Annotated in this window: 20 protein-coding genes; 12 read left to right on the plus strand and 8 right to left on the minus strand. The window is 70.4% G+C overall.

Translation table 11 applies throughout. The annotated features are described in order from the left end of the window. The 3 genes from kdpB to kdpF form a co-directional block, all read right to left on the minus strand. Window positions 1–1,473 (minus strand): potassium-transporting ATPase subunit KdpB (kdpB, locus tag Pph01_RS05650; RefSeq protein ID WP_204071889.1); only part of this gene is annotated, 1,473 nt, incomplete at its 3' end. Beyond that, complete coding sequence (gene kdpA / locus Pph01_RS05655) at window positions 1,474–3,135, minus strand: potassium-transporting ATPase subunit KdpA (RefSeq protein WP_204071890.1); 1,662 nt, start codon at window positions 3,133–3,135, stop codon at window positions 1,474–1,476. Continuing rightward, window positions 3,135–3,224 carry a K(+)-transporting ATPase subunit F gene (gene kdpF, locus Pph01_RS05660; protein WP_204071891.1) on the minus strand — a complete coding sequence of 30 codons (90 nt, stop codon included), beginning with the start codon at window positions 3,222–3,224 and terminating at the stop codon, window positions 3,135–3,137. Before kdpF ends, kdpA begins: the two co-directional genes overlap by 1 nt. 371 nt (window positions 3,225–3,595) lie before the next feature. On the opposite strand from kdpF, the gene Pph01_RS05665 reads away from it, so the two are divergent. Then, the gene (locus tag Pph01_RS05665) at window positions 3,596–5,527 is read left to right on the plus strand and encodes a DUF2264 domain-containing protein (protein ID WP_239116461.1); all 1,932 of its coding nucleotides are present in this window, start codon (window positions 3,596–3,598) and stop codon (window positions 5,525–5,527) included. 60 nt (window positions 5,528–5,587) lie between these two features. Here the strand turns inward: Pph01_RS05665 and Pph01_RS05670 are convergent, their stop codons facing one another. Next, the gene (locus Pph01_RS05670; RefSeq protein ID WP_239116462.1) at window positions 5,588–7,759 is read right to left on the minus strand and encodes a discoidin domain-containing protein; all 2,172 of its coding nucleotides are present in this window, start codon (window positions 7,757–7,759) and stop codon (window positions 5,588–5,590) included. Between the two features lie 344 nt (window positions 7,760–8,103). Continuing rightward, a complete protein-coding gene (locus tag Pph01_RS05675; RefSeq protein ID WP_204071893.1) occupies window positions 8,104–9,291 on the minus strand; it encodes an ROK family protein in 1,188 nt (395 codons plus the stop codon). A gap of 231 nt (window positions 9,292–9,522) precedes the next feature. Here Pph01_RS05675 and Pph01_RS05680 point away from each other — a divergent pair, with 231 nt between their 5' ends. Genes Pph01_RS05680 through Pph01_RS05695 form a run of 4 tightly spaced genes read left to right on the plus strand, consistent with a single transcriptional unit; the run spans window position 9,523 to window position 14,675 of the window. Then, window positions 9,523–10,737, plus strand: coding sequence for an ABC transporter substrate-binding protein (locus Pph01_RS05680; RefSeq protein ID WP_204071894.1), 1,215 nt, complete (start codon window positions 9,523–9,525; stop codon window positions 10,735–10,737). A 21-nt stretch (window positions 10,738–10,758) separates the two neighbouring features. After that, complete coding sequence (locus tag Pph01_RS05685) at window positions 10,759–11,724, plus strand: carbohydrate ABC transporter permease (protein ID WP_204071895.1); 966 nt, start codon at window positions 10,759–10,761, stop codon at window positions 11,722–11,724. After that, window positions 11,721–12,560: a carbohydrate ABC transporter permease gene (locus Pph01_RS05690; RefSeq protein WP_204071896.1), complete on the plus strand. Its 840-nt coding sequence runs from the start codon at window positions 11,721–11,723 to the stop codon at window positions 12,558–12,560. The genes Pph01_RS05685 and Pph01_RS05690 overlap by 4 nt, the downstream gene beginning before the upstream one ends. A 42-nt stretch (window positions 12,561–12,602) precedes the next feature. Beyond that, on the plus strand, window positions 12,603–14,675 hold the full coding sequence (locus tag Pph01_RS05695; protein WP_204071897.1) for a beta-galactosidase: 2,073 nt from the start codon (window positions 12,603–12,605) through the stop codon (window positions 14,673–14,675). A gap of 182 nt (window positions 14,676–14,857) precedes the next feature. Here the strand turns inward: Pph01_RS05695 and Pph01_RS05700 are convergent, their stop codons facing one another. Continuing rightward, on the minus strand, window positions 14,858–15,271 hold the full coding sequence (locus Pph01_RS05700) for a RidA family protein (protein ID WP_204071898.1): 414 nt from the start codon (window positions 15,269–15,271) through the stop codon (window positions 14,858–14,860). A gap of 72 nt (window positions 15,272–15,343) precedes the next feature. Here Pph01_RS05700 and Pph01_RS05705 point away from each other — a divergent pair, with 72 nt between their 5' ends. The 7 genes from Pph01_RS05705 (at window position 15,344) to Pph01_RS05735 (ending at window position 21,790) form a co-directional block, all read left to right on the plus strand. Beyond that, window positions 15,344–16,237, plus strand: coding sequence for a LysR family transcriptional regulator (locus Pph01_RS05705; RefSeq protein WP_204071899.1), 894 nt, complete (start codon window positions 15,344–15,346; stop codon window positions 16,235–16,237). 291 nt (window positions 16,238–16,528) lie between these two features. Beyond that, complete coding sequence (locus Pph01_RS05710) at window positions 16,529–17,311, plus strand: hypothetical protein (RefSeq protein WP_204071900.1); 783 nt, start codon at window positions 16,529–16,531, stop codon at window positions 17,309–17,311. Window positions 17,312–17,319: 8 nt separating this feature from the next. Continuing rightward, the gene (locus Pph01_RS05715) at window positions 17,320–18,075 is read left to right on the plus strand and encodes a hypothetical protein (protein WP_204071901.1); all 756 of its coding nucleotides are present in this window, start codon (window positions 17,320–17,322) and stop codon (window positions 18,073–18,075) included. Window positions 18,076–18,112: 37 nt separating this feature from the next. Continuing rightward, window positions 18,113–19,399: a hypothetical protein gene (locus Pph01_RS05720; protein WP_204071902.1), complete on the plus strand. Its 1,287-nt coding sequence runs from the start codon at window positions 18,113–18,115 to the stop codon at window positions 19,397–19,399. An 11-nt stretch (window positions 19,400–19,410) separates the two neighbouring features. Continuing rightward, entirely contained in the window at window positions 19,411–19,986 is a 576-nt protein-coding gene (locus Pph01_RS05725) for a TerD family protein (protein ID WP_204071903.1), read from the plus strand. After that, window positions 19,983–21,167, plus strand: a complete 1,185-nt coding sequence (locus Pph01_RS05730) for a DUF475 domain-containing protein (protein WP_204071904.1) — start codon at window positions 19,983–19,985, stop codon at window positions 21,165–21,167. The genes Pph01_RS05725 and Pph01_RS05730 overlap by 4 nt, the downstream gene beginning before the upstream one ends. 50 nt (window positions 21,168–21,217) lie before the next feature. Beyond that, window positions 21,218–21,790, plus strand: coding sequence for a hypothetical protein (locus tag Pph01_RS05735; RefSeq protein WP_204071905.1), 573 nt, complete (start codon window positions 21,218–21,220; stop codon window positions 21,788–21,790). A gap of 86 nt (window positions 21,791–21,876) precedes the next feature. On the opposite strand, the gene Pph01_RS05740 is transcribed toward Pph01_RS05735, so the two are convergent. Both Pph01_RS05740 and Pph01_RS05745 read right to left on the minus strand, forming a co-directional pair. Further along, window positions 21,877–23,289, minus strand: a complete 1,413-nt coding sequence (locus Pph01_RS05740) for a hypothetical protein (RefSeq protein ID WP_204071906.1) — start codon at window positions 23,287–23,289, stop codon at window positions 21,877–21,879. Continuing rightward, window positions 23,286–26,276 carry a CHAT domain-containing protein gene (locus Pph01_RS05745; RefSeq protein ID WP_204071907.1) on the minus strand — a complete coding sequence of 997 codons (2,991 nt, stop codon included), beginning with the start codon at window positions 26,274–26,276 and terminating at the stop codon, window positions 23,286–23,288. The genes Pph01_RS05740 and Pph01_RS05745 overlap by 4 nt, the downstream gene beginning before the upstream one ends. Window position 26,277: the final 1 nt, after the last annotated feature.

The following is a 26,277-nucleotide window of genomic DNA, read 5'->3' on the forward strand; positions in this document are numbered from 1 at the left end:
GCGCATGCCCTGCTTGACGACGTCCTTGAGGTGGATGACGCCGAGCACGCGGGCCCTGCCGTTGGCCACCTCGCCCACGACCAGCGGAGTGCCGCCGGAGGCCGAGATGCCGTCGACCAGTGGGCCGACTTCTTCGGTCGGGTGACCGCCGTTGTCGCGGACCCACTTCATGACCGATGTGGCGGCGCCCTTGCGGACCTGCCGCCCGTCGACGTTCACGCCCGACATGCGGGTCTGCGCGGTGAACGCGACCCACTCGGCGTGGGCCAGCTCGCCGGGCTGCCGCTCCCGCAGGTTGTGGGCCTGCTTGGCGTGCACCACGACGGACCGGCCTTCGGGCGTCTCGTCGGCGAGGCTGGCGAGCTGCGCCGCCTCCGCGAGCTCCTGCACGCCGACGCCCGCGACCGGGACGAACTCCGACGCCTGCCGGTTGCCCAGCGTGATGGTGCCGGTCTTGTCCAGCAGGAGCGTGTTGACGTCTCCCGCCGCCTCGACCGCGCGGCCGCTCATCGCGAGCACGTTGCGCTGCACGAGCCGGTCCATCCCGGCGATGCCGATCGCGCTCAGGAGCGCGCCGATCGTCGTCGGGATGAGGCACACCAGCAGCGAGACGAGCACAACGCCCGTCACGCCGTCGGCGTTCAGCGCGAGAGAGTCGGCGATGCCGGGGTTCTCCAGCTTGGAGTAGATCGCGAGCGGCTGCATGGTGATGGTCGCGATCAGGAAGATGATCGTGAGCGCGGCCAGCAGGATGTTGAGGGCGATCTCGTTCGGCGTCTTCTGCCGATTCGCGCCCTCGACCAGGGCGATCATCCGGTCGATGAAGCTCTCACCGGGCTTCTGGGTGATCTTGACGATGATCTGGTCCGAGAGGACCTTGGTGCCGCCGGTGACGGCGGACCGGTCGCCTCCGGACTCCCGGATCACCGGCGCGGACTCGCCGGTGATGGCCGACTCGTCCACCGAGGCGATTCCCTCGACGACGTCGCCGTCACCGGGGATGATCTCTCCCGCCTCGACCACCACGTGGTCGCCCTGCTGGAGTTCGGGAGCGCCGACCACGTCCCACTGGGATACGGGCGCGCCGGGCTTCCAGCCCTTGAGACGCCGGGCGGTCGTGTCGCGCTTGGCCGCGCGCAGCGTCGCGGCCTGGGCCTTGCCCCGGCCCTCCGCCACCGCCTCCGCCAGGTTGGCGAACACGACGGTGAGCCAGAGCCACACCACGATCGCCCAGGCGAAGAACGACGGATCGGTGATCGCGAGGACGGTCGTGAAGACGGCGCCGACCTCGACGATGAACATGACCGGGTTACGCCAGAGCGTGACCGGGTTGAGCTTCTTGACGGCGTCGGGCAGCGAGGCGACGAGCTGCTTGGGGTCGAGCAGCCCGCCTCCGACCTTGTCGTCCTTCTTGTGCGGTGCGGGAGCGCGGCCCGGGCTTTCGAGCACGGGCGATGACACCTGGGTTGACATTTACGAAAGTCCTTCTGCGAGCGGACCCAGCGCCAGAGCGGGGAGGAAGGTGAGGGCGACCACGATGATCGTGACGCCGACCACCATGCCGACGAACTGCGGCCGGTAGGTGGGCAGCGTTCCCGCCGACACCGGTACGGGGGCCTGCTTGGCCAGCGAACCCGCCAGGCCGAGCACGAAGACGATGGGCAGGAACCGGCCGAACACCATGCACAGGCCGAGCGCCACGTCGTACCAGGGGGTGTTGACGGTGACGCCGCCGAACGCCGAGCCGTTGTTGTTCGACGCCGAGGTGAAGGCGTAGAGGATCTCCGAGAAGCCGTGGGGGCCGCTGTTCAGCATGGCGGCGAGCCCGGCCTCGTTGCCCATGGCCACGGCCGTGCCGATGAGCACGAGCGTGGGGGTGGTGAGGAAGTAGAGCGAGGCGAGCTTGATCTCGCGCGAACCGATCTTCTTGCCCAGGTATTCGGGCGTCCGGCCGACCATGAGCCCGGCCACGAAGACGGTGATCACGGCGAGGACGAGCATGCCGTACATACCGGCGCCGGCGCCTCCGGGCGCGACCTCGCCCAGCATCATGTTGAACATCGTCATCATGCCGCCGAGCGGGGTGAACGAGTCGTGGAACGAGTTCACGGCCCCGGTGGAGGTCAGCGTGGTGGCGGCCCCGAACGTCGCGGAGTTCGAGACCCCGAAACGGACGTCCTTACCCTCCATCGCCGCGCCGAGCGCCTGGGTGACGGTGGCGTGCCCGCCGATCTCGAAGATGTTGGTCAGGGCCACGCTGCCCAGGGCGAGGATGCCCATGACCGCGAGGATCGCGTACCCCTGCCGGTTCTGGCCGACGATCCGGCCGAAGGTGCGCGGCAGCGCGAACGGGATCAACAGGATGAAGAAGATCTCGAACCAGTTGGTCCAGCTCGTGGCGTTCTCGAAGGGGTGCGCCGAGTTGGTGTTGTAGAAGCCGCCGCCGTTGTTGCCGAGCTCCTTGATGACCTCCTGGCTGGCCACGGGGCCGCCGGTGATCGACTGGGTGCCGCCGGCGAGCGTCGTCACGTCGTGGGGCGACGCGAAGTTCTGGATGACGCCGCCCGCCACGAGGATCAGGGCGCCGACGATGGCGATGGGCAGCAGGATCCGCAGGGAGCCGCGGACCAGGTCGACCCAGAAGTTGCCGATCTTCTCGGTCCGGTTGCGGGCGAACCCGCGGACCAGGGCGATCGCCACCGCCATGCCGACGGCGGCGGAGACGAAGTTCTGCACCGCGAGGGCGGCCATCTGGACGAGGTGCCCCATGGTGGACTCGCCCGAGTACGCCTGCCAGTTCGTGTTGGTCACGAAGCTGATCGCGGTGTTCCACGCGACGTGGTCGGTCACGCCGGGGAAGCCGAGGCTCAGGAACAGCTTGTCCTGCAGCCGCTGCATGCCGTAGACGAAGAGGATCGAGATCACCGAGAAGGCCAGCAGGCTGCGCGCGTACGCGCCCCAGCGCTGGTCCTGGTCGGGACGCACTCCCATCAGACGGTAGATGCCGCGCTCGACCGCGTTGTGCCTGGCACTGCTGTACACGCGGTACATGTAGTCACCGAGCGGCTTGTAGGTGACGGCCAGCGCGACGACGAGGGAGACGATGAAAAGTATTCCGGCCGCGGTAGGGCTCATCAGAACCGCTCCGGGAACAGCAGGGCCGCGATCATGAAGATCACAAGTGCGGCCGACACCGCCAGGCCGATGGCATTGATGGCGCTCACAGGCGCTCCACCGCCTTGACGACCAGCCCGAAGATCACGAAAATCGCGATCGTCAGGGCGACGAAGATGACGTCCGCCATCCCCACTCCTCAGATCCGTAAGGATTGATCCGCACCACCAGGACAGGTGGCGCAGACAAAGCAAAGCCCTCCAAAAGGTGCCTTCCGCGATCCTTGACGGGTTCCATACGGGCGTTGCTCGCGTATTGACACGATCTCTACGGCGGTGATCCGACACACACCCCGGCGGACGGATCACTTCGGGCGGTGATACCGAGACGTTATGATTCCCGGGCATCAGCGGCCGAAATCAGCTGATTCGTGGCACTTGTTCATGCAGCCGCCGCCGTCTAGATCCCCGGAGAGAAGGCCGTGATCCCGTCACCGTCGGGCCTCCAGAATCCGACCGACCCCATACGCGACCGGGACGACCTGCGGCGGCTCGTACGCGAGCTCACGGAGCCGCTGGTCCCCCGCTTCAGCGACGGCCGGGCCCGCCTCAGGCTCGGGCCCAACACCGCGCACCACGACGACGCCGCCGCCGAGCTCGAGGCCTTCGCCCGTCCGCTGTGGGGCCTCGCCCCGCTCGCAGCGGGCGGCGGCGAGTTCGCCCACTGGGACCTGTGGCGCCGCGGGCTCGCCTCGGGCACCGACCCCGGGGACCCCGAATTCTGGGGTCCGGTGGGCGACACCGACCAGCGGCTGGTGGAGACCGCCGCTCTCGGCCTCGCCCTCGCACTCGCCCCCGAGGAGGTCTGGGATCCGCTGACCGGCCGTGAGCGGGACGCCCTCGCCGCCTGGCTGCTGGCCGCCCTCGACGCCCGGCCGGTGGACAACAACTGGCAGTTCTTCCCCGTGATGGTGGGGCTGGGCCTGGATCGGGTCGGCGTCGCCTTCGACCACGGGCCGAACGCCGTCCGCCTCGACCGGCTGGAGTCGTTCGATCTCGGCGGCGGCTGGTACAGCGACGGCCCGAACGACCAGCGGGACTACTACGTCCCGTTCGCGATGCACTACTACGGGCTGATCTACGCGCGGCTCGCCGGGGAGCGCGACCCCGGCCGCGCACGGCGCTTCCGGGAGCGGGCCGCCGCCTTCGCGCAGGACTTCCAGCACTGGTTCGCCTCGGACGGCTCCGCCGTGCCGTACGGCAGGAGCCTGACGTACCGGTTCGCGCAGGGCGCGTTCTGGGGAGCGCTCGCCTTCGCCGACGTGGAGGCGCTGCCCTGGCCGGTGGTCAAGGGCCATCTGCTGCGGCATCTGCGCTGGTGGCTCGACCGGCCGATCCGCGACGCGGACGGGCTGCTGACGGTCGGGTACGGCTACGCCCAGCCCATGCTGGCCGAGCAGTACAACGCGCCCGGCTCCCCCTACTGGTCGATGAAGGCCTTCCTGCCTCTCGCGCTGCCCGGCGGGCATCCCTTCTGGACGGCACCGGAGCACGACGCCCCCGCCCTCCCCGCGGTCAGCACCCAGCCGCAGGCCGGCGCGGCGCTGATGCGCGGCGGGGACGGGCGGCACGTGGTGCTGCTCAGCGCCAGGCAACACCACAACTGGGTACGGCACGGCGCCGCCAAGTACGCCAAGTTCGCCTACTCGACGCTCTTCGGCTTCAGCGTCCCGGCCGGATCGTGGGGACTCGAACAGGGTGCCTTCGACAGCACCCTGGCGCTCAGCGAGGACGGGGCGCACTGGCGGCCGTGCGAGGTCCCGACGAGCCCTTCGGCTTCGGACGGCGTGCTCCACGCCCGGTGGACGCCCTGGCCGGACGTCGAGGTCGAGACCTGGCTGCTCGCGCTCGCCCCCTGGCACGTCCGCGTGCACCGGGTGCGGACCGGCCGGGCCCTGACGACGGCCGAGGGGGCGTTCGCGGTGGACCGCGATCCCGCACCGCGCCGGACCGGAACGGGCCCGGGTCACGCGAGGATCGACTCCCCCGCCGGGCTGTGCGTGATCGAGGACCTGCTCGGCGGCCGGGCGGGCGATCTCGTCCGGGCGCTGCCCGGCACCAACGTCCTCGCCCGCCGCACGGTGATCCCCACGCTCACCGGCGACCTCGCGCCCGGTGAACACCTGCTGGCCTGCGCCGTCCTGGGCGCGGCCGGCGCTCCGGAGCCCGTCGGCGCCGGATCACGTCTCGGCGATCCCGGCTCGCCGGAGCCCTCGGGAACCGGCGCGTGGCATGAGCCCTCGGGTGCCGGCGCGTGGCCGGAGCCCCCGGCCTGGGAGACCGTCGCCGCCCTCCTGCGCGCCTTCGGCGATCGTGGGCACCCCGGTCTCCCCGAGGACGGCACGGCACGATGACGGTACGGCGGGCCCGCCGAGTGGGCCCGCCGTACCGGGTCGGTCACCGATGGGAGTGCGTCACGGGAAGTTCACCAGGTAGCTGGGAACCGTCGCCGTGCCCTGCGCCGGGCCTCCGGTGTTGTTGATGACGTGGGCGATCACGCCGTTGCCGCCCAGGGACACGGTGAGCAGGTTGTGGAACTTCACGCCCGAGGCGGTCGGCGCCTCGAAGCCGCGCGCGGCCACGATCGAGGGATCGACGTTGAAGTAGCAGTAGCTGCCGAGTCCCCAGGCCTCATGGGTGGTGACGTTGTTGGCCACCTTGTAGGCCGCGTAGCCGACGGTCGACCCGTTCATCCAGGAGCCCGCGTTCGGCGGATCGTAGGGCATCTCGTTCTGGAAGAAGATCGTCCGGCCGCCCTGGCCGTTCCAGATCACCTCGTATTTCTGGTAGTGCTCGACGAACAGGCCGTAGGCCGTGACGTTGTTGCCGTTGACGATCAGGCCGGTGTCGGCCGGGTTGGTGGTCCAGCCGACGCCCGCGCCGTGGTCGGCCCGCCACGCCCAGATGTGGTCGATGATCGCGTTGCTGCTGTTCACCACCAGGCTGGTCGTCGCCTTGCCGGGGCCGGCGCCGCCGATCCGGAAGAAGACGTCCTGGATGGAGCTGGGGTTGGCGGCGTGTGCGGCCGACGACCCGTCCTGCCCGAGGCGGAGCAGCACCGGCGAGTTGACCGTGCCCGCGTCGAAGAGCAGACCGGCGATCTTCACGCCGTCGACGTCGGCGACGCTCATCGGGACGACGCCGTTGTCGGGAATGATCGTGGCGTAGCCGAGCCCGAGGACCACGGTGTCGGCCCTGGTCACGTTGATCGTCTGGTTGACGTGGTAGATGCCGGGGGTGAACAGCAGGTTCAGTCCCTGGGCGAGGGCCGCGTTGATGGTCGCCGCGCTGTCGGACGGCTTGGCGACGAAGAACTGGGTGAGCGGGATGGACGTGCCGGGAGTGGCCCCGTTGGCCCAGCTGGCACCGCTCGAGTTCTGCCGCAGCGACGGGACGAACACCCGGTAGGCGCCACCCGCGTCGAGGTAGAGGTACGGCTTCTCCCGGGTCACCGGGCTCTGGGCGAGCGTCGTGTACGGCGGGTTCGGGAAGCTCTGCGCGGGAGCGCCGACCACGCCCGAGAACACCATGTTCCACACCGCGTTGGTCCATCCGCCGATGTTGCTGTTGCGGGTGAACCACTGCTGCTGGGAGTACGGTCCGACCGTGCCGTCGATCTTGCTGTCGGCGATGTAGCCGCCGCTGGCCCAGCCGTAGCCCGCCGGCGCCAGGTTGAGCCCGCCGCGGACGTGGACCCGCCGGAACGGCGCGGCCTGCGACACGGCCCACCGATCGGTTCCGTTCGACGGGACGATGGCCAGATTCTCGACGGAGCGCCAGAAGTTCTGGGTGGCGTTGCCGCCGAACCAGCCCGCGTCGACGGTGACGTCACCGTTGATCGTGACGTCGTCGGGCGACTGGCCGAGGCCTGCGATCGAGGTGTAGAAGCCGATCTGGGCGTTGAGGTTGCTGTAGGTGCCCGGCTTGAACATCAGCGCGTACCGCTGGGCGCCGAACTGGTTGGACTCCTGGGTGGCGAACACGCTGTTGAGCTGACTCTGGATGGTGGCCGCCGACTGGGACGGGTCGAAGACGATCACGTTGGGGCCGAGGGAGCCGCCGCCCTGGATGGGACCGCCGCCGCCCCCGCCGTTGATCGTGCCGTAGACCTGGAACTCCCACAGGGAGTAGCCGTAGCCCGTGTTTCGGACGGTTCCGTACATCCGCACGTAGCGGCCGGTCCCCGACACGGCCAGCGTCTGCGTGCCGCCGGCGCCGGTCGTCGTCGAGTAGACGTCCGTCCAGGCCGACCCGTCGTTCGAGACCTGAATCTTGAACGCCTTGCCGGACGCGGTCTCCCAGTTGAGCACGACGCTGCCGATGGTGGCGGCAGCGCCCAGGTCGACCTGGAGCCACTGCGGGTCGCTGAAGGCACTCGACCAGCGGGTGCCCGTGTTTCCGTCGACCGCCGCGGACGCCGGCGTCCCGCCGTTCTCGGTCGACGAGGCGGTGGCCGTCTTGCCCTGCGACAGCAGCGTGTCCGCGGCCGCGGCCGGACTGATCGTGAGGGACGACGCGACCAGGGCGAGGGCCGCGACGAGTGTGGCGAGAAGACCTAATCGGCCTGACCTGCGGGATCGATGCACTGCTTCTCCTCGGGGCGGGGGTGCCGTCGCATGCGCGGCGACGGGGCTGGGAGAGCGCTCTCTACGGAAGGAGCGTGCACTTGTGCGGTCAAGGCTGTCAATACTTAATTTAACCCTTCGGCAATAGGTTCGACGTATCCGCGAAACGTGCCGGAAGACCGGCGTGGCCAGGCAAGATCGCAGACTGCGGCGAACGGACAGGCGGCGTCCAGCGACGTCCGGGGACATCCGGGGACGTCAGCGCGCTTGACCAAGGGCAGTCGGGACTCTCATGATCGCGCTCTCACCGGCCGGCGGCGTGGATTCCGGTCGGCCGTGAGGGGGTTCGCGCCCCGTCGAGCGCCTCAGACGACCGCGGGGGTGCGCGCGGCTCCGCTGTCGCGCAGGAAGTCCTCGACCACCAGGGCCGCCGCTCCGAGCGCCACGGCGTCGGGGCCGAGGCTGCCGAGCACGATGGCGCCGGGCGGCAGCGGGTGGACGTGGCAGTTGTCCGCCACGACCGCCCTGATGTCGTCGAGCCGGTCCCGGCCGAGGATGAGCCCGGCCCAGCCGCCGATGACGACGCGCTCGGGATCGAACAGATGGATCAAGTTGGCCAGCCCGATGCCGAGGTAGGCGATGGTCTCGTCCACCACGGGCGAACCCTGCTCGACAAGGGCGGCCAGGGCCTTCTCCTCGTCGGCCGCGTCGACGCGGATCCCGGCGCGGTCGAGGATGCCCTCCGCGCCGGCGTACGCCTCCAGGCACCCGCTCCCGCCGCACCGGCAGGCCCGCCCGCCGATGGTGACCTTGACATGGCCCAGCTCGCCCGCGGCGCTGGCGGCGCCCCGGTAGGTGGTGCCGTCGGTGACGAGCGTGGCGCCGATGCCCGAGCCCATGAAGACGATCACCGCGTTGCCCGCGCCCCTGCCGGACCCGAACCACAGCTCGGCCTGGCCCATCGTCTTGGCCCCGTTGTCCACGAACAGCGGCAGCGAGGTGCCCTCGCGCAGCAGCGCCTTCAGCGGCACGCCCTCCCAGCCGAAGGTCTTGGCCTGGACGAGCCCCTCGGGACCGCTCTCCACGATGCCGGGCACGCCGACGCCGACCCCGAGCACCTGCCGGGCGGTCACGCCGCCCTCCGCGAGGACGACGTCGACGCCGGCGAGGATGTGCCGCACCACAAGTTCGACCTCGTGCCTGGCCGTGCGCAGGGCGTACTCGACCTTGGCGCGTTCCTTCATGTCGAGGTCGAACAGCTCGACGCGGACGTGGGTCTCCCCCACGTCGACTCCGACGGCGTAGCCGTACTCCGGGTTGACGCGCAGCAGCACACGGGGCCGCCCGCCGTCGGACTCCACCTGACCGGCCTCGACGATGACGTTCTCACCCAGGAGATCGCCCGTCATGTTGCTGACGGTCGCGGCGCTCAGGCCGGTGATGGCGCTCAGCTCGTTGCGGCTCGCCGGGCCGCCGAAGTACAACGCCCTCAGCAGCACCGCCCGGTTGCCCCGGCGAAGATCGCGGACGGTCCTGCGCACGGGCCTCGTCATGCTGTTCCCCTGCCTCCCCTATCTGCCCGGACATGTTAGTTCAGGGTCCGAAACCAGTCATCAGCGGACCATCCAGCTCTGGCCGAATTCGACCGGATTAAGCCGAATTTGCCGTAAAACAACGAGTGACAGCACGTCTCGCCCGCGTTACCGAAGCGTTTCCAAGTGAGGTCATGACTTTTTTTTACACTTACATTATCTTCTGATCACCCCCCAAATAGGAGAAGTGAGATGAGCCGAAGAGTCGCAGGAGCCGCTGCCGCCATAGCTCTGATCGCCGGGCTCACCGCATGCGGCGGTGGTTCCGACGCGGGTGACACCCCCACGCTGACCTTCTGGATGTACCAGCCGCGCACGCCGCAGGCCGGCCAGATATACGAGGACCTGCGCAAGGGCTTCGAAAAGGCGAACAACGTCAAGGTCAAATACGTCCAGATCGCCAAGGACGACTACAACACCAAGCTGAGCAGCGCCATCGCGAGCGGCACCGCTCCCGACGCGGGTGTCCTCGACCAGCCGCTGGTGTCCCGCTTCGCGTTGGACAAGACGATCGTGGCGGTCCCCGACGGGACCATCGAAGAAAGCGCCTACTACAAGGGCGCGCTCGACACCAACCTCTCCGAGGGCAAGCTGTTCGGCCTCCCTCTCGACCAGACGACGGTCGGCCTGTTCTACAACAAGAAGCTCGTGCCCACCCCGCCCAAGACCTGGGACGAGCTGAAGGCGACGGTCAACCAGATCCACCAGGCCGACTCCAAGATCGCCGGCATCGTGGTGCCGAAGGGCGACGGCTACGGCGCGTGGATGTGGCCCGGCTTCGTGGCCGGCGCGGGCGGCGCGCTGACCGACGACGCGAACAAGAAGGTCCTGTTCGACCAGCAGCCCGCGGTCGACACGCTGCAGATGTGGGTGGACCTGCTTCCCTCGTCGCCGCGGCAGATCACCGACTCCGACAACGCCTTCGCCAACGGCCTGGCCGCGATGATGATCTCCGGGCCGTGGGACGTCTCCACCATCAAGGACCAGTTCCCCGACCTCGACTTCAACGTCGCGCCCCTGCCGTACAAGACCGAGCCCGCCGGCAACATCGGCGGTGAGAACGGCGTGGTGTTCAGCACCAGCAAGAACGCCGCCCTGGCGTGGAAGTTCCTGCAGTACATCACCAGCGACGCGAACAACGCGAAGTTCGCCGACGCCTTCGGCGGCTACCCGACCAACGTCAAGGCCGCGGAGCAGACCGCCGCGACCATCGAGCCCCAGCAGGCGGCGTTCCTCGAGCAGCTCAAGGTCGCGCACGCCCGCCCCGCGGTCCCGCAGTGGATCCAGGTCAACGACGAGATCATCGCTCCCGCCCTGGAGAAGGCGCTCAGCGGCAAGGCCACCGCGCAGCAGGCGCTGACCGAGGCGGCCGACAAGACCCGCAGCCTGCTCGGCTGGAACAGCTGACCGAGAGCGCGAGGAATCTCCGTGGCAAATCCGGTGCTGGCCGACAGGTCCACCGCGACGCCTGACAAGCCCGGGCGGCGACCCCGCCCGGGCTTCGGGCGTCGCGACCACGTCGTCGGGTGGCTGCTGATCGCCCCCGCATTGGTCTACTTCGTCGGCTTCCTGCTCTATCCCGCCATCGCGGCCCTCTATTACAGCTTCACGGACTGGAACCTGCGCTCCAGCCCGAGCTGGGTGGGCCTGTCCAACTACACCGATCTGCTGTTCGACGACGTGAAGTACCCGCACTTCTGGAAGTCGGTACAGGTCTCGCTGCTGTACACCGTGGTGGCCGTGCCGCTCACTCTGGTGGCCGCGCTCGGCCAGGCGCTGCTCGTCAACGCGATCCGCAGGGGTTCCAACTTCTTCCGGCTGCTGCTGTTCCTGCCCGTCGTCACCGCCGAGGCGGCCGTCGGCGCCATCTGGCGCTGGCTGTACGACCCGCAGTACGGGCTGATCAACGTCATCCTCGGGTGGTTCGGCGTCCCCCCGCAGAACTGGCTCAACAACCCCGACCTGGTGATTCCGGCGCTGGCCTTCATCTCGGCCTGGCAGTGCGGCATCTCGATGATCATCTACCTCGCGGGCCTGAAGGGCATCCCCGTCTCGCTCAGGGAGGCGGCCATCATCGACGGCGCCGGGCCCGTGCAGCGGTTCCGCAGGGTCGTCATGCCGATGCTCCGGCCCACCACGTTCTACCTGCTGGTGACGGGCGTGATCGCGGCGCTGCAGGTGTTCGGCCTGGTGTACGTGATCTTCTCTGCCGCCAACAAGAGTGTGACGGGCGGACCCGAGCAGGCGGGCCTGACCTACGTCCTGCACCTGTACCTGTTCGCGTTCCGCTACGACGCGATGGGCGCCGCCTGCGCGATGTCGTTCATCCTGCTCGTCTTCATCATGATCATCACGGCGCTGCAGTTCAAGTTCGTCAAGCAGGAGGCGGCGTGAAGAAGGTCAGGCTCGCGCCCATCTACGTCGCCCTGATCGTCCTCGCGGCGATCTCGGTCGTGCCGTTCATCTGGATGCTCGCGACCTCGTTCAAGCACGGCCACGACGTCTACACGAAGGTGCCGAGCCTGCTGCCGCTCGACCGGAAGACCGGCGAGTGGGCGCCCACACTGGAGAACTACGAGTACGTCTTCGACCTGAGAGGGCTCGGCACGGCGTTCGTCAACAGCGTGTGGGTCTGCCTGATCCTGATCCCGGCCAAGCTGCTCATCGACGCACTCGCGGCCTACGCGTTCGCCCGCGTCCCGTTCCCGGGGCGCGACAAGCTGTTCGTGCTGATGCTCGGCGGCATGATGGTGCCGACGATCACGCTGCTGGTGCCGCGCGTGTTCGTGACCCAGGAGCTCGGGCTGTTCGACTCACAGTGGGGCCTGATCGTGCCCAACATCGCCTCGGTGCTGGACATCTTCCTGCTGCGGCAGTTCTTCATGTCGCTGCCGGGCGAGCTCGAGGAGGCGGCGCGGATCGACGGGGCCGGGCGGATGCAGATCTTCTGGCAGATCATCGTGCCGCTGTCCAAGCCGGTGTTGTCCGTCGTCACGATCACGAGCTTCATCTTCCACTGGAACGACCTCGTCTGGCCCCTGGTCGTCCTCAACGACCCGGAGAAATACACTCTGCCCCTGGCGTTGCAACAACTCGCCACCGCGGAGGCCGGGCGTTCCTACTACATCATGGCCGGTGCGGCGGTGGCGGTCGTCCCCGTGATCGCCATTCTGCTGATCTTCCAACGCCGCATCCTGCAGGGCATCGCGTTCAGCGGCCTCAAGAGCTGAACCTCGGCCGGGACACCAGAGAAAACGAATGGGAGTGTGAGCGTGACCATCGAGGTCCGCGACGGAGTCACCGTCATCGACGGGCGGCCCCGGGTGCTCGTCACCGCCGATTATCCGTACTACCGGGACGACCCCGCCGTGTGGGACGACCGTCTCCGGGCGATGCGCGACGAGCTGGGCATCGAGGTGATCACCAGCTACATCCCGTGGCGGCACCACCAGCCCGAGGCCGACTCGGCTCCGGACTTCACCGGCCGCACCCACCCGAGCCGGAACGTGGTGGGCTTCATCGAGTCGTGCCACCGGCTCGGGCTGAAGCTGATCGCCAAGCCGGGGCCGTTCATCCACGCCGAGGTCACCTACGGCGGGCTGCCCGACTGGGTCTGCCCGTCGTCGGACCCGTCGATCGAGCCGGTGCTCGACGCGGACGGCGCGCCCTCGTTGTGGTCCGACGGCGCGGGCCGGGCCGGCCGGCCGCTGCCCGCCCCCTTCGGCCCGGTGTTCTCGGCCAAGGTGACCGAATGGCTGTCCGCGGTGGGCAAGCTGGTGCTCGACGGCGCCACCCACCCGGACGGCCCGGTCATCCTGATGCAGATCGCCAACGAGGGCATCTACACCAACGGCGCCCGCGCCCTGTCGGCGTACGACTACAGCCCGTCGGGCCTTGCCTTCTTCCGCGACCGGCTCCGCGCCTGGTACGGCACGCTCGACGAGTACGACCGGGTGCACGCGACGACCACCGCGAGCTGGGACGAGATCGAGCCGCCGCGCTCGTGGACCGGCGCGGACGGCCCGGAGCAGATGCGGGCCTACGCCGACTGGGGCCGGTTCCACGCCGAGTACACGGCGGAGGTCTACCGCCGCTGGGCCGACGCGGTGGGCTGCCCCGTCCCCACGGTCGTCAACCTCAACCCGCCGACCGTCGAGGAGCTCGACGACTGGCTCGCCCGCGTGCGGCCGGAGATCTGGCAGGACGTCGCGTACGGGTTCACGAACTGGATGGGCGTGGTCTCGACCGACCCCGACTCCCAGGCGCGCTACGTCATCGCCGCCAAGCGGGCGCCCGGTCCCAACATGGAGGAGAACTGGGGCTTCTCCGTTCTCTACGACGAGGCGTACTCCGACGCGACGACCAGCTACCACCAGACGCTGCTCGCCCTCGCCGCCGGAGCCACCGGGTTCAACGTCTACACGGGAGCCGGAACCTCGGGCTGGCTGCCCGACCTGGACACCGCGCACACTCCGCCGTACCCGGACTGCTCCCCGATCTCGGCCGACGGGTCCGCGACGGAGAAGGCGCCGGTCGTGCGGGTCCTGGCGGACTTCCTCGCGCTCCACGGCGAGGAGTTCCTGGAGTGCCGCCCGGTCATCGCGGGGGCCTTCGGGATCTACGCGCCCTACGCGGGGATCGCCGCCTGGGCGGGCCCCGGCCGGGACGGGATCCCGCGGTGCGGCGGCGCGCTGCGGGACTTCCACGACCGCATGCGCGAGGCGGGTCTCGACTACGCCCTCCTCGACCTGGAGACGGTGACCGCGGAGCGGCTGGCCGCGCACACGTCGGTGACGGTCCCCGGCGGGCCGTTCCTCCACCGCCACGTGCAGGACCTGCTGGCGGGATACGCCGCGAGCGGCGGCCGGGTGGTGCTCGACGGCCCCGCGCCGCACCTGGACGAGGACCTGCGCCCGTACACCGTGCTCGCCGACGCCCTGGCAGCCGACGACGTCAGCGGTTCGCGTCCGGTGCCGGGTGACGTGCTGGAGGACGCCGGATCCGGCGCCCAGGCGGCACACGTGGTGTCGGGTCACGCGGACGCGTTCCTCCGGGTTCATCCGTCGCGCGACGTTCAGTACCTCACGGTCCTCGTGCAGAGCGACAACGAGGGGCCGGTGCAGGTACGGACGCCCCACGGCGTGCTGGAAGTGGTCGGCGCGCGGGGCGGGGCCACGGTGGTGCGGCTGGCCGGAGGCCTCCTGGACGACTTCGTCGTCAAGGGGCTCAACGGCTTCCTGGACTCGGCCGTTCCGGCCCGCATCTCGATGAACGACGTGGAGTCGCAGGCAGACCGTCCCGCCGACCTCGGGCGCGTCGGCGGGACCGTCCGCCTGCTGTACTGACCACGCGACGAGTGAGGCCGGCCTGCTCGTGCACGACGCACGAGCAGGCCGGCCCCGCTTTGCTCGCGGCTCATGCCGTCCGTGCCCGGTGCACGGGCGGCATGAACCGGCCGTCCGCACTGGACGGATGAGGGCCGGCAGATCGGCGCGGGACGCGACTCGCGGGGCGCTCGTGCCGTCGGTCAGTCGGCGGCGGGCACGGGCCTGCGCTCCGCGCGCCGTCGTGCATACACCTCGATCTCGAACTTCATGCGGGGGTCGGACAGCCCGCAGACGAGCATGGTCGCGGCTGGGCGGACGTCGCCGAAGCGACGGCGCAGAGTGGGCCAGCACGGCGGGAAGTCCGCACGGTCGGGGAGCAGGTACCTGACCCGGACGACGTCGGCGAACGAGCAGCCGGCTTCTGCCAGTGCCGATTCGACGTTGCGCAGGCTCTGCTCGACCTGCTCGATCACATCGGCGGAGATGGTCATGGTCGCGTAGTCGAACCCGGTCGTCCCGGACACGTGCACCCACTCGCCGTCGACCACCGCCCTCGCGTACCCGATCTCTTCCTCGAAGGTGGAACCGCTCACGATCGAGCGTCGCTCTGTCATGCGGTGAAACGTAGGCAGCCCCTAGCGATATGTCCAATACTTCGAGAATCATGGCGTGATATCTCTTTAGATATGGATCGTCCTGAACTCGGGCTCCAGCAGTTGCATGCTTTCGCGGTGCTCGCCGAGGAACTCCACTTCGGACGCGCAGCGGAGCGGCTGGGTATCGCGCAACCGCCGTTCAGCCAGCAGATCCGCCGCCTGGAGGGGAAGGTCGGACACCCGCTGTTCACCCGAGGGCCCGGCCGGGTCACGCTCACCCCGGCAGGACACGAACTCCTGCCCGCCGCTCGGCGCGCTCTCGACGAGGTCGCCACCGGCCTCGACGCGGCGCGGCGCATCGGCGACGGTCAGGCCGGTCGCATCCGGATCGGCTTCTCCGCGTCGCTCGCGCTGACGCTCCTGCCGACCCTGTTGGGCGGCTACCGCGACCGATATCCGGGGGTGGACGTGGAAATCCGCGAGATGACCACAGCCCCGCAGGTGGCCGCTCTGCACGAACACCTGATCGACATCGGGCTTCTGCGGGAACCGCCGAACGAACCGGGGCTGGCGACCGAGACGATCCTGTCCGAGGAGTTCGTGGCGGTCCTGCCCGCCGCCCATCCACTCGCCGGCCGACGTGTCGTCTCCGTCACGGCACTGGCGGACGAGCCGTTCGTGCTGCTGCCCCGCGATGCCGGGCCGGCGCTCCATGACCAGATCCTCGGCCTGTGCCGGGACGCCGGGTTCGAGCCCCGCCTCGGACAGCACGCGGTGGAATGGCAAACGGTCTCCGCGCTCGTCGAGGCGGGGTTCGGAGTGTCGCTCGCCCCGGCGAGCATCCGCCGGATCCGTCTCAAGGGCGTCGCCTACCGCCGGATCGAGCCGGACGCCGCGCGCACCGCCGTCGCGATGGCCTGGCGCCGCGACGACCCGAACCCCCTGGTCGCACGATTCCTGGCGACCGCCCGCAACGAACCCTGACGCCTTCGCCCATCCCCAGATGACGCACGCGCCTGCGGCGAGGGCGTCGGCAGTGGCCGATCGAGTGCTTGATCAATCACCACAAGTCACACAGCGCATCACGTCGGAGGCCGAGCACGTCCCCAATCCGGGCGCGCTGCGCGCGCATCCGCGTGTACGCGGACCTCGACCGCACGGATCCCGACGACCTGTCGTTGAAACCCGTATTTATCGGGTGTCTCGCCTTCTCCGCTCCCCCACGCTGAGCGTGTCCGACCCAACCGGAAGCGTGAAGGAGAGGGAGCGCGGCCCATGGCGTACGACATCGACCCCGAAGGGCCTGCGGAGGAGGTCATCACCTGCGAGTCGGCTCGCGCGGCCGGCGCCGCCGATGGTCGCAACCAGGCCCTCCATCAGGTGTTCATCACCGACCCCACATTCCAGCCGCCCTTCGTCATCCGGATCTCGGCGTACTTCGACTCACGGCAGGGCCGGCTGCTCATCAAGCGGGCGGAGGCCCTCGGCCGGATCGAGCGGGAGGCGCAGACGTCGTCGGTGGCCCTCACCAAGCGGGTCAATGAGGTGCAGGCGATCAGCGGGGCGGTCAACCCCGACATCCTCGCGCTGGGGAAGGCCGGCGGCGACTCGGCCGGGCCCTGGGGCGAGGTGCGCCCCCTCACCGTCGAGGAGGCCGACCAGGAGCGGCTGGAGAAGAGACTCCGCGAGTACAACGCGGAGATCGAGACCCGGGTCGGCTCCCTCTACACGGCGAGCAACAACTGGCTGCAGTGCTGGGCCTCCTTCCAGGAGAAGGCGCGCCTGACGCTGGCCGAGGCCAACGCCCTGGTCGCCTGTTACAAGGACGGCCTGCTGAACACCCACCAGCACGCGGAGGAGATCGCCCGGCGCTGGCGCCCCCAGGAGTTCACCCTGCGCGACGACTGGTTCGCCGACCCCGCCGCGCAACTCCAGATCGCGATCCCCCGCGGCGTCCGGGACAGCACGAACCAGGCCTGGGACAAGTGGCTCGACCTGTGGCACGACGACCAGCACCCCCACTCGCTCGAGAGTGGCGACTCCTACCACGGCAGGTGAGACCCCCCATGCGCACCCCGTTCCTCTCGGCACGCCCTACCGTCGCGATCCTCGCGGTCGCCCTCGTCACCGCGCTTTCGTCGGCCGCCGGCTGCACCGCGGCGGCGGAGCCGACGAAGGCGGCCTGCGGCGCCGTCATCGACATCACCGGCTTCCGCCAGTACGCGCAGGCGGAGGAGTTCCTCAACCAGCACGTGCGCAACTTCCTGAAGGGCTGCGACTGGCTCGCGTACGCCGCGATCACCGGGAACTCCGAGGGCTCTCCCTGCCAGACCTCGCCCGTCCCCCTGTACGTCCTGCCGGAGGAGAACCCCAACGACAACCCGAAGATCGCCGACACGGTGCGCAGGGCGCATCTCGCCGAGGCCGTCGCCAAGGCGAAGGAGTTGCTGGCCTGCGACCAGGACGACGCACAGGGTTCGGACGTACTCGGGGGACTCCGGGTCATCGCCGGGCAACTGGAGCACGCGCCCGACGACGACATGGAACGGAGCGTCGTCGTCTTCAGCGACATGATGAGCAACGTCGGCGCCCTCGACCTGTCGTCGGGCGACTACGGCGCCGAGGCCGCGCGCACGGCCAAGGTGAAGGAGCTTCAGGACAAGAGCCTCCTCCCCGAGCTCACCGGCGCCACCGTCGACGTCTACGGCTTCAACCTGCTGTCCGAACGGGAGCCGGACCGCGTCCCCCCGCTGAAACTCCTCTGGAAGGCGATCTTCGTCGCCTCGGGGGTCGACGAGTCCGACGTGAGCCTCCACCAGTGATCCCCCCAGCCCTCCCTCGTGACAGATCGGAACGACCATGGCCATGAAGCAGACCGTCTCCCCGGGGCCCGTCCCCGGCGAATCCCCGGCACCTCTGCCGAGCTGGCGGCCCGGTGCGCTACGCCAGCCGGACTGGGAGAGCCTCAAGCGCACGGCGGAGGCCAAGGGCGCCGAGGACGCGGCGAGCCCCGGCTTCGACTCGATCACCCTGAAGACACAGGGGTACGAGCCGCCGCACCTCCTCGTGCTCGACGCCCAGCGGCAGCTGGCCGTCGACGACCTCACCGCGCAGCTCGCCCAGGAGGAGCTCGCCGTCCGGACCGCCCAGGCCGCGCACGTCAAGCGGGCGGAGGCCGTGGGCCACGACTACGCCCGGGCCAGGGCCGTGCACGAGACGGTGCGCGGGCGGGTCGAGCGCCTGGAGATCGGGCCCTCGCAGTGGCCCGGAGACGGCAAGCCCAGCTCGATCGCGCTGGACGGGGGCTGGCGCGAGGTGCTCAAGCAATGGGGCGTGCCGTTGCTTCTCCTGCTCGTGCTCCTCACCGTCGAGGTGCCCATCTACTACCAGACCTTCCTCAACTGGGGCGAGTCCACGGTCATGACGTACGCGTTCGCCCTCGGCGCGATCTTCGTGTTCGTCTTCGGCCCGCATTTCTACGGCCGGAAGTTCAGGGAATGGGAGGAGTTCCGCGGGTGGCGCAGGCACGCGGCGGACGCCGGCGGAAGCGGCCACCCCAACGAGCGGGATGACGGGCGGCCGCGGCGCAGGGGCCTCGCCGGGCGGCCCGTCATCCTCTTCCTCATCCCGGTGATCTGGCTGGCCGCGATCGCGGCGGTCGCGTCGCTGCGGCTGCTCGTGATCGACGACGTGACCTACGTCGACTCGGAGGGGGTCGTGCGCGAGGCCCCCTCGCTCATCGAGGGATGGGGGCTGATTCCGACCGTGATCCTCGTCTTCGCGCTGATGATCTTCACGGCCCTCATCGCCACCGAGCTCGGCCGCCGCATGGGCAACCCCAACGACCGCGACCTCAAGGAGCAGCGCGCGGGCCTGCGCCGGGCGGCGCAGGCCCTGAAGGCCGCCGAGGCGCGGCAGTCCGAGTCCGACGCGTACGCCGCCGAGCTCGCCCAGTACCTGTCCACCGCCCGGCAGAACCGGGAGACGCACACGATGCGGATCGAGGGCGGCTTCGACCACCTCGAGACGATCTACATGGACGCGTTGATCCGACGGATCGACGACCCCAAGGCCTCGCTCTACGGGCCCTCCGTCCTCGACAGGCACCAGCGGCGCCGGCACGACTACAACCAGTCCGACACCTGAGGAGACCCCCGATGGGTGTGAACCTTTCCAAGGGCGGCGACGCCCCCCTGCACGGAACCGACCTGACCAGGGTCCTGATCGGCCTCGGCTGGCAGGCCGCGGACACGACCGGCCGTGACGTCGACCTGGACGCGTCGGCGCTGATGGTCGGCCGCAACGGGCGGGTGCTCTCCGACGAGCACTTCGTCTTCTACGGCAAGCTGACCAGCCCGGACGGCTCCGTCGAGCACACCGGCGACGACAGGACCGGGTCGGGCCACGGCGACTGCGAGGTCATCCGGGTGGACCTGGCGGCGGTGCCTCCCCGGTGCGTACGCGTCGTCTTCACCGTGTCGATCTACGAGGGCGACCGGCACGGTCAGACGTTCGGCCAGGTGCGCGACGCCTACATCCGGGTCGTCGACGAGGTGTCCTCCGCCGAGCTGGTGCGTTACGACCTCAGCGAGGACGCCTCGAAGGAGACCGCGGTGATCTTCGGTGAGCTGTACCGCCACAACGCCGAATGGCGCTTCCGCGCCGTCGGCGAGGGGTACACCACCGGCCTGCGCGGCATCGCCGTCAGCTACGGGGTGGATGTGACCTCATGATCATCCGTACTTTCGGCTGGTCCTTCGGGGTGTCCGCGATCGGGCTCGTCGCGGCGCTCGCGATGGGCGGCCCGGGCGCCCTGGCGCTGGTGGCGATCCTCGCCGTCCTGGAGATCTCACTGTCGTTCGACAACGCGGTCGTCAACGCCCGGGTGATCGAGCGGATGAGCCGCTTCTGGCAGCGGATGTTCCTCACCGTGGGCATCGTGATCGCCGTCTTCGGCATGCGGCTGGCGTTCCCGCTGCTCATCGTGGGCGTCACCGCGCGGTTGAGCCCGGGCGAGGCGATCGGCCTCGCGCTGGACGACGCCGCCGAGTACGGCAGGCGCCTGCACGAGGCGCATCCGCTGATCGCGGCCTTCGGCGGCATGTTCCTCCTCCTGATCTTCCTGGACTTCGTCTTCGAGGAGCGCGAGTTCGCGTGGCTCGCCTGGCTGGAACGTCCGCTGGCGAAGATCGGCAAGCTCGACCAGTTGTCGGTGGTGGTCGCCCTGGCCGTCCTGCTCACCGCCACGTCGGTGACCGCGAGCGAACCCGGCCCGGTGCTGGCCGCCGGCGTGCTGGGCATCGTGACCTATCTGCTCGTCAACAGCCTGGGCAGGCTGTTCGAGGCGGGCGGCGAGGAGGGGGACGACGACTCCGGCGCGACCACGGCCGGGGCGGGCTCGTCCGTGGGCAAGGCGGTGGGCGGCGAAGTGGGCGGCAAAGTGGGCGGCGCGGTGGGCAGGGCCGGGTTCTTCCTGTTCCTCTACCTCGAGGTGCTGGACGCGTCGTTCTCGTTCGACGGCGTGGTCGGGGCCTTCGCCATCAGCGACGACCTCCTCGTCATCGCCCTCGGCCTCGGGATCGGGGCCATGTACATTCGCTCCCTCACGATCTTCCTGGTCCGCCGGGGAACGCTGAACGAGTACGTCTACCTCGAGCACGGCGCCCACTGGGCGATCGGCGCGCTCGCCGCGATCATGCTGATCGGCCTCGGCCACGACGTCCCCGAGATCGTGACGGGGCTCATCGGCCTGGCCTTCATCGGCACCGCGATGATCTCCTCCACCGTGCGCAACAGGAGGGTGGCCGGCGCCTCCGGCCTTCCGGACGGCGCGCACGCCGTGCTCGCGGGCACCCCGTCGACTTCCGCCGACGCGGTCGGCACGCTCGGCACCGGCACTCCCGGCCGGCACTGACCGGCCGGACGAACAGCCGCGGGACGACCGCGGCGGGAAGGCGGACGGCGATGGAGAACTACCGCGTCGTGCTCACCAAGGAAGCCCCGAGGATGTCGCTGCCCGCCGACGCCGGCCGGATGCGCGTCACGCTCAACTGGAACGCCGGCGGCCCCGCCCCGATCGACCTGGACCTGTGCTGCCTGTGGGAGTTCGCGGACGGCTCGCGCGGCTGCGTCCAGGCCTTCGGCGGGAAGTTCAGCGCGCCCAGGAACGCCGCGGCCCCGGTGATCGCCCACGACGGCGACGAGCGGGCAGGCGGCCCAGAGGGCGAGAGCATGACCATCGACATGTCCCAGGTGGACGTGATCCGCCGGATCCTGGTGTTCGCCTACATCTACGACGGCGTGCCGAACTGGGCGGCGGCGGACGGCGTCGTCACGGTCCATCCGGTCAGCGGCCCGCCGATCGAGGTCATGCTGGACGGGTCCGACCCCCGGGCGCGGGTGTGCGCCATGTTCCTGCTGCGCAACGTGGGCGGGGAACTGCGCATCCGCAGGGAGGTCCGCTACTTCACGCGCGGCCACCGGGCGATGGACGCGGCCTACGACTGGGGTCTCACCTGGGGCCGCGGGCGCAAGTGACGCGGACCGGTTCTCCGGTCGGTCCGGGTGGCGGGGTCCCTCTCGGCCCACGGTCAACGCGGGAGGCCGCGTCCCTCGGCCTGGGGTCAGCTCCCGAGATCGGGGTCCCTCTGCTTGCGGAGCGGCGGCGGCACGAGGATCCACGCGATCTCCTCAAAGCCCTTCTCCGGCAGCTTCGCGGTGACCCGCCGGAAGTCCGCGGGATCCAGATCGCCGTTCCCCTGTGCGATGACGTCCATGTAGACCGAGTCGGACACCGCCAGCACCAGCACGGCCGTCGTCTCGTCCCGCAGGGCCGCGCGGACGGTCGGCGCGTCGAGCATGCGGTGCACGGTGACGGCGGTGGCGCCCACGTACCCGTTGGCCCCACGCCGGATGTTGCCCCGGCACATGGCGACCCGCAGCCGCAGGACGGCGTCGTCGTTGAGGTCGGCGTTGACGTCGTGCAGTTCCATCCGCAGCGCCCGGACCAGGTCGGGGATGACCTTCGCCTCCTCGATCCCCGGCGGAAGCACGGCGAACTGCCCGTCGCCCTGTTCCTGCAGGTCCACGCCGGCCTCGTCGATGCCCGCCCGGCGACGGGCGGCCGTCAGCACGGCGACCAGCCGCTCCTGCGCGCGCAGCGCAGCAAGGTCGGTGAAGCGGCTGTACTTCTCGATGTCGGTCGCGACGCACAATCGCACGACGGCCGCGGTCGCGGTGGTGGGACGGACCACCGGTCCGCCAGCGGCGGGAAGAGCCTCGCTGAACGTCTGCGCCGTCGCCAGGGCCGCGTCGAAGACGTCCGACCAGGTCCGCCGGACCCGGCTGATGGTCGTGCTGACGAACAGGCTTCCGGCCAGATCCGGGATGTCTCCGGGCAACTCCAGCAGGACGCGAAGGCCGTACGAACGGCGTGCCAGCGGACGCCCCGGATCCGCCTTGAGCGTGAACCCGAACGCCGGCCGCTGCGCGCCGAAGACCCGCGGCTCCGGGTCGCCGGGGACGTTGCGCAGCCGGTTGACGAGTCTGCGCACCCTGCCCTCCACCGGTGCGCCCTCGCCGCTCGCCGACGAGTTCGCGGTCGAGCCCGGCGTCGTGCCGGGCATCGTGACCGAGACCGTACCGGGCGTCGTGGCCGGGGTCGTGCCGGGCCAGGGGCCGACGACGTCCTCCAGCGCGTCCGCCCCCGCGCCGAGCCGCAGCGCGAGTGCGTCGTCGTCGGCGAGGCGCACCTCGAACTTCACTCCGGTGTAGTGCCGGTCGGGCGGAAGCTCGTCGAGGTCGAACGCGAACAGCGCCTCGTAGTGCCGCACGCCAGAACCAGCGGCCCGGCTGCGCAGTGCGGGAGGGAGCATCTCGTCGGGCACCGGGTAGACGTAGGGCCGGGCGACGTCGACTCCGGACTCGCGGGGCCGCTGGGTGGCGCCCGGGCCGAGGAGCTGTTCGGCTCCGTAGAGGTCCGAACGGGTCAGGAGCTCGCCGTCGGGCAGAGGGGGTTCGGCTGTGTGGTCGGTCATGCCTGGGCTGCCTTCCGGGTTCGGGGTTCGGATCGGGACGGCGGCCGGGTGCGTGAACCCAGGCCGAAGAAGGTGAACGCCGCCCACAGATGGGGTTCCTGGGCGGAGGGCCGCTGGGCCGACGCGGCCCGGGCCTGGGCGTGCCGGAGCGCGCTCACCGGCTCCCTGCCGTCGAGCAGCCAGGCCTCGTGGAAGTCGGCCATCAGCTCGAGGCTCGCCCTCTCTCCGACGGGGTGGAGCGTGGTGATCAGGCCCGTCGGGCCCGCGGTGAGGAAGGCGCGGCTGAGCCCGATGATGCCGTCAGCGGACACCGCGCCCGCGCCGGTCTCGCAGGCCGCCAGGATGACCAGATCGGCGGCGATGCCCAGGTCCGGCACCTCCCTGGCGCGCAGGATGCCGTCGTGGTCCGCGGACGGCGCCAGCACCAGATAGGACGCCAGCGGATCGCCGTGGAGGTCGGGCACGGCACGGGCGTGCGTGCCGAAGTACAGCACCGTCCCCTGCCCCGCGACCTCACGCAACGTCGCCATGCCGGCCGCGGGACCGGTGTGCAGGACGTGCTCGCCGTACAGGCTCGTTATGGCGTCGAATCGCCGCTCGGTCCAGTCGAGCGGCGCCCCCTCCGCCATCGGCGACGGATTGACGAGCGCCACGAGCGTGGGCCGTCCGCCCGCGGCCTGCGGCGACGCGGCGGCCGGCCCCGGAGTGAGGCCGGGCGTCAGGGCCAGCGCGGGAAGCACCCGGATCGCGTGCCGCTCGACGAGGTAGGCGCCGGAGGCGTCCCTGAGCGCCGCGAACGGCACGCGGAACAGCTCGGCGTGCGGAACGACCGTGACCGGCTCGTCAGGATCGTCCGGCAGCAGGCCGTCCGGGATGACGTCCCACAACACCGCGCCCAGGCGGCTGAGGACCTCCGCCATGGCGGCACGCGAGCGGGCGTCGTGCCTGGGCGTGCGGGCGAGCCGACCGTACTCCGCGACGTCCTCGGACAGCCGGGCGCGGTCGATCCTGCGGGTGACCGAGGTGACGGGTCCGCCGCGAGGGCGGACCCAGAGGGCGAGGAGGTCGCCGGTCAGGAAGTACTCCACGACGGCGGCCTCATGCAGGGTGAGCAGGTCGAGCAGCGCGGCCCGGCTCACCGGTCCGGCTCCGCCCAGGCCGAGCGCCGGGTCTTCGGCGGGCTCGCCGGCCGCGTGAAGGGCGTCGGCGAACGCACGCGCCCTCGACATCTCGGATACTGCCAGGGCGTCCTCCGGAAGCTCCAGGTCGAGGAGAAGCGTCACCATGCGCTCGTAGAACGGCAGCGCCAGGTCGGTGGAGAGGATCTTCTCCCAGGCGTCGTCGAGCATGGCACGCCATGTCTCGACATATCCGGCGGTGACGTGCGCCGCCTGCCGCGCCTGCTCACGGACGAACCGGGCCGCGGACGCGGGATCGGCGCGCCGCAGGTGGGTGCGGAGCAACGCGAGCGTCTCCACTCCGTCGCCGATCGCGAGTGCCACCGTCTCGTGGGCCCTGCTGGCCTCGGTTCCCCCGTCCCGCGGCCCGCTGGAGGCGAGGCGGCGGGCGGCCGCGCCCAGCGTTTCCCCGCATCCGGAGAGAAGGCCGTCGACGTGCTCCGACAACGCCTCCACCGTCACGGGATCGTCGAGATGGGAGCCGATCTCGCGAAGGGCGGCGCACAGGGACCCGGTCGCCTCGGCGGACTCCCTCGCGGCCGCGTGCAGCGCGTCGGATCCTGGAGACCCGTCCGGCCCCCGTCGTTGTCTTCGCCGGTACGCGCCCGTCAGGCCGGCCAGTTGGGCGAGCGTCTCGTTCAGGGCTTCGGCCGACGATCCGATGAAGCGGAGCGCGTCCAGCCAGGGATTGAACGCGTACGGACCGAGGGTGAGGTCGCGGCGCGACTCGGCGGCCGCCACGAGCAGCCCGGGCAGGCGCGCGTAGGCGGACCCCGCGAAGGCGCAGCGGATCCGCGCGTCGCACAGCCCGAGCCGGTCGATCAGGTCCGAGGCCCCCCGCGGCGGGTCATGGCCGTACAACTCGGCCGCGAGATCCAGGACGGGCGCCGCCTGCGCGTGCCGACCCGCGGCCAGCAGATCGGCGCCGAGACGCCGCAGCGCGGGACGGTCCTCGGCCGTGAATCCGGTCGGCGGTGCTTCGTCGTCGCGTACCAGGAGCACGAACGCCCAGCCTCCGGGGCGAAGCGCCAGTCCGGCGGCGACGTCAGGACCACGTGCCAGCCGCAGGAACCCCCCGCCGAGCGCCTCCACGCCCACGAGCGAGCCATCCAGCTCGGTGACGACCAGACCCTCGACCAGACCTTCGACCAGGTCGTCGACCGGTCCCAGCGCTCTCCGCCACCGGCCGCGCAGCGATGAGCGGGACAACCGCGTCGTGAGCTCCCGTACCGCGGCGGACTCGTCCACACCCGCGACGGACTCGTCCACACCCGCGGCGCCCGGCGACCCGGGCGGCGGCACGTGACCGGACGGCACGCTGCCGGACGACGGCCCGGGCGGTGGCACGTGACTGGTCGACGTGTTGCCGGGCGGCCCGTCGTGAGCGGCGAGCCGCTGCCTGACGTGGGCGACGACGCCGCCCACACGCCCCCGTCCGGTGTAGACGGCGTCGAACTCCCCGCCCGCGCCCGCGCTCTCCGCGCCTGCTCGGGGCACCGCGGCGCCGGCATCGGTCGTGAGGCAGCCGTCGAGCGTGCTCCCGTCACCGGCCTGCGTGGTCACCAGCACGTGTCCTGCGTGGGGCCGCCAGGTTCCGGCCAGCGGCGTGCCCGTGCCCAGCCGCCCCTCGGCGGAGCCGTCCGGGCGGAGACGCAGTTCGAGACCGGTGAACAGACGCGTCAGAAAGGCGTCCCTCGGGCGGGGGGCCGTCTCCCGCCAGCCGGCGCGGCCGCCGTCCGCCGAGTACACGGGCTCGGCGATCACGATCGCAGGGACGTGCCCGATCAGGTTCCATCCGCCGCCGGCCATG

Origin of the sequence: Planotetraspora phitsanulokensis (assembly GCF_016863295.1) — a bacterium.
Classification (GTDB): Bacteria; Actinomycetota; Actinomycetes; order Streptosporangiales; family Streptosporangiaceae; genus Planotetraspora; species Planotetraspora phitsanulokensis.

What these genes read in the sequence shown, in the direction of transcription:
- kdpA (WP_204071890.1), bottom strand. Translation starts at nt 3,135, where the DNA reads ATGAGCCCTACCGCGGCCGGAATACTTTTCATCGTCTCCCTCGTCGTC.
- Pph01_RS05675 (WP_204071893.1), bottom strand. Translation starts at nt 9,291, where the DNA reads ATGACGAGGCCCGTGCGCAGGACCGTCCGCGATCTTCGCCGGGGCAAC.
- Pph01_RS05680 (WP_204071894.1), top strand. Translation starts at nt 9,523, where the DNA reads ATGAGCCGAAGAGTCGCAGGAGCCGCTGCCGCCATAGCTCTGATCGCC.
- Pph01_RS05700 (WP_204071898.1), bottom strand. Translation starts at nt 15,271, where the DNA reads ATGACAGAGCGACGCTCGATCGTGAGCGGTTCCACCTTCGAGGAAGAG.
- Pph01_RS05705 (WP_204071899.1), top strand. Translation starts at nt 15,344, where the DNA reads ATGGATCGTCCTGAACTCGGGCTCCAGCAGTTGCATGCTTTCGCGGTG.
- Pph01_RS05710 (WP_204071900.1), top strand. Translation starts at nt 16,529, where the DNA reads ATGGCGTACGACATCGACCCCGAAGGGCCTGCGGAGGAGGTCATCACC.
- Pph01_RS05715 (WP_204071901.1), top strand. Translation starts at nt 17,320, where the DNA reads ATGCGCACCCCGTTCCTCTCGGCACGCCCTACCGTCGCGATCCTCGCG.
- Pph01_RS05720 (WP_204071902.1), top strand. Translation starts at nt 18,113, where the DNA reads ATGGCCATGAAGCAGACCGTCTCCCCGGGGCCCGTCCCCGGCGAATCC.
- Pph01_RS05725 (WP_204071903.1), top strand. Translation starts at nt 19,411, where the DNA reads ATGGGTGTGAACCTTTCCAAGGGCGGCGACGCCCCCCTGCACGGAACC.
- Pph01_RS05730 (WP_204071904.1), top strand. Translation starts at nt 19,983, where the DNA reads ATGATCATCCGTACTTTCGGCTGGTCCTTCGGGGTGTCCGCGATCGGG.
- Pph01_RS05735 (WP_204071905.1), top strand. Translation starts at nt 21,218, where the DNA reads ATGGAGAACTACCGCGTCGTGCTCACCAAGGAAGCCCCGAGGATGTCG.
- Pph01_RS05740 (WP_204071906.1), bottom strand. Translation starts at nt 23,289, where the DNA reads ATGACCGACCACACAGCCGAACCCCCTCTGCCCGACGGCGAGCTCCTG.
- Pph01_RS05745 (WP_204071907.1), bottom strand. Translation starts at nt 26,276, where the DNA reads ATGGCCGGCGGCGGATGGAACCTGATCGGGCACGTCCCTGCGATCGTG.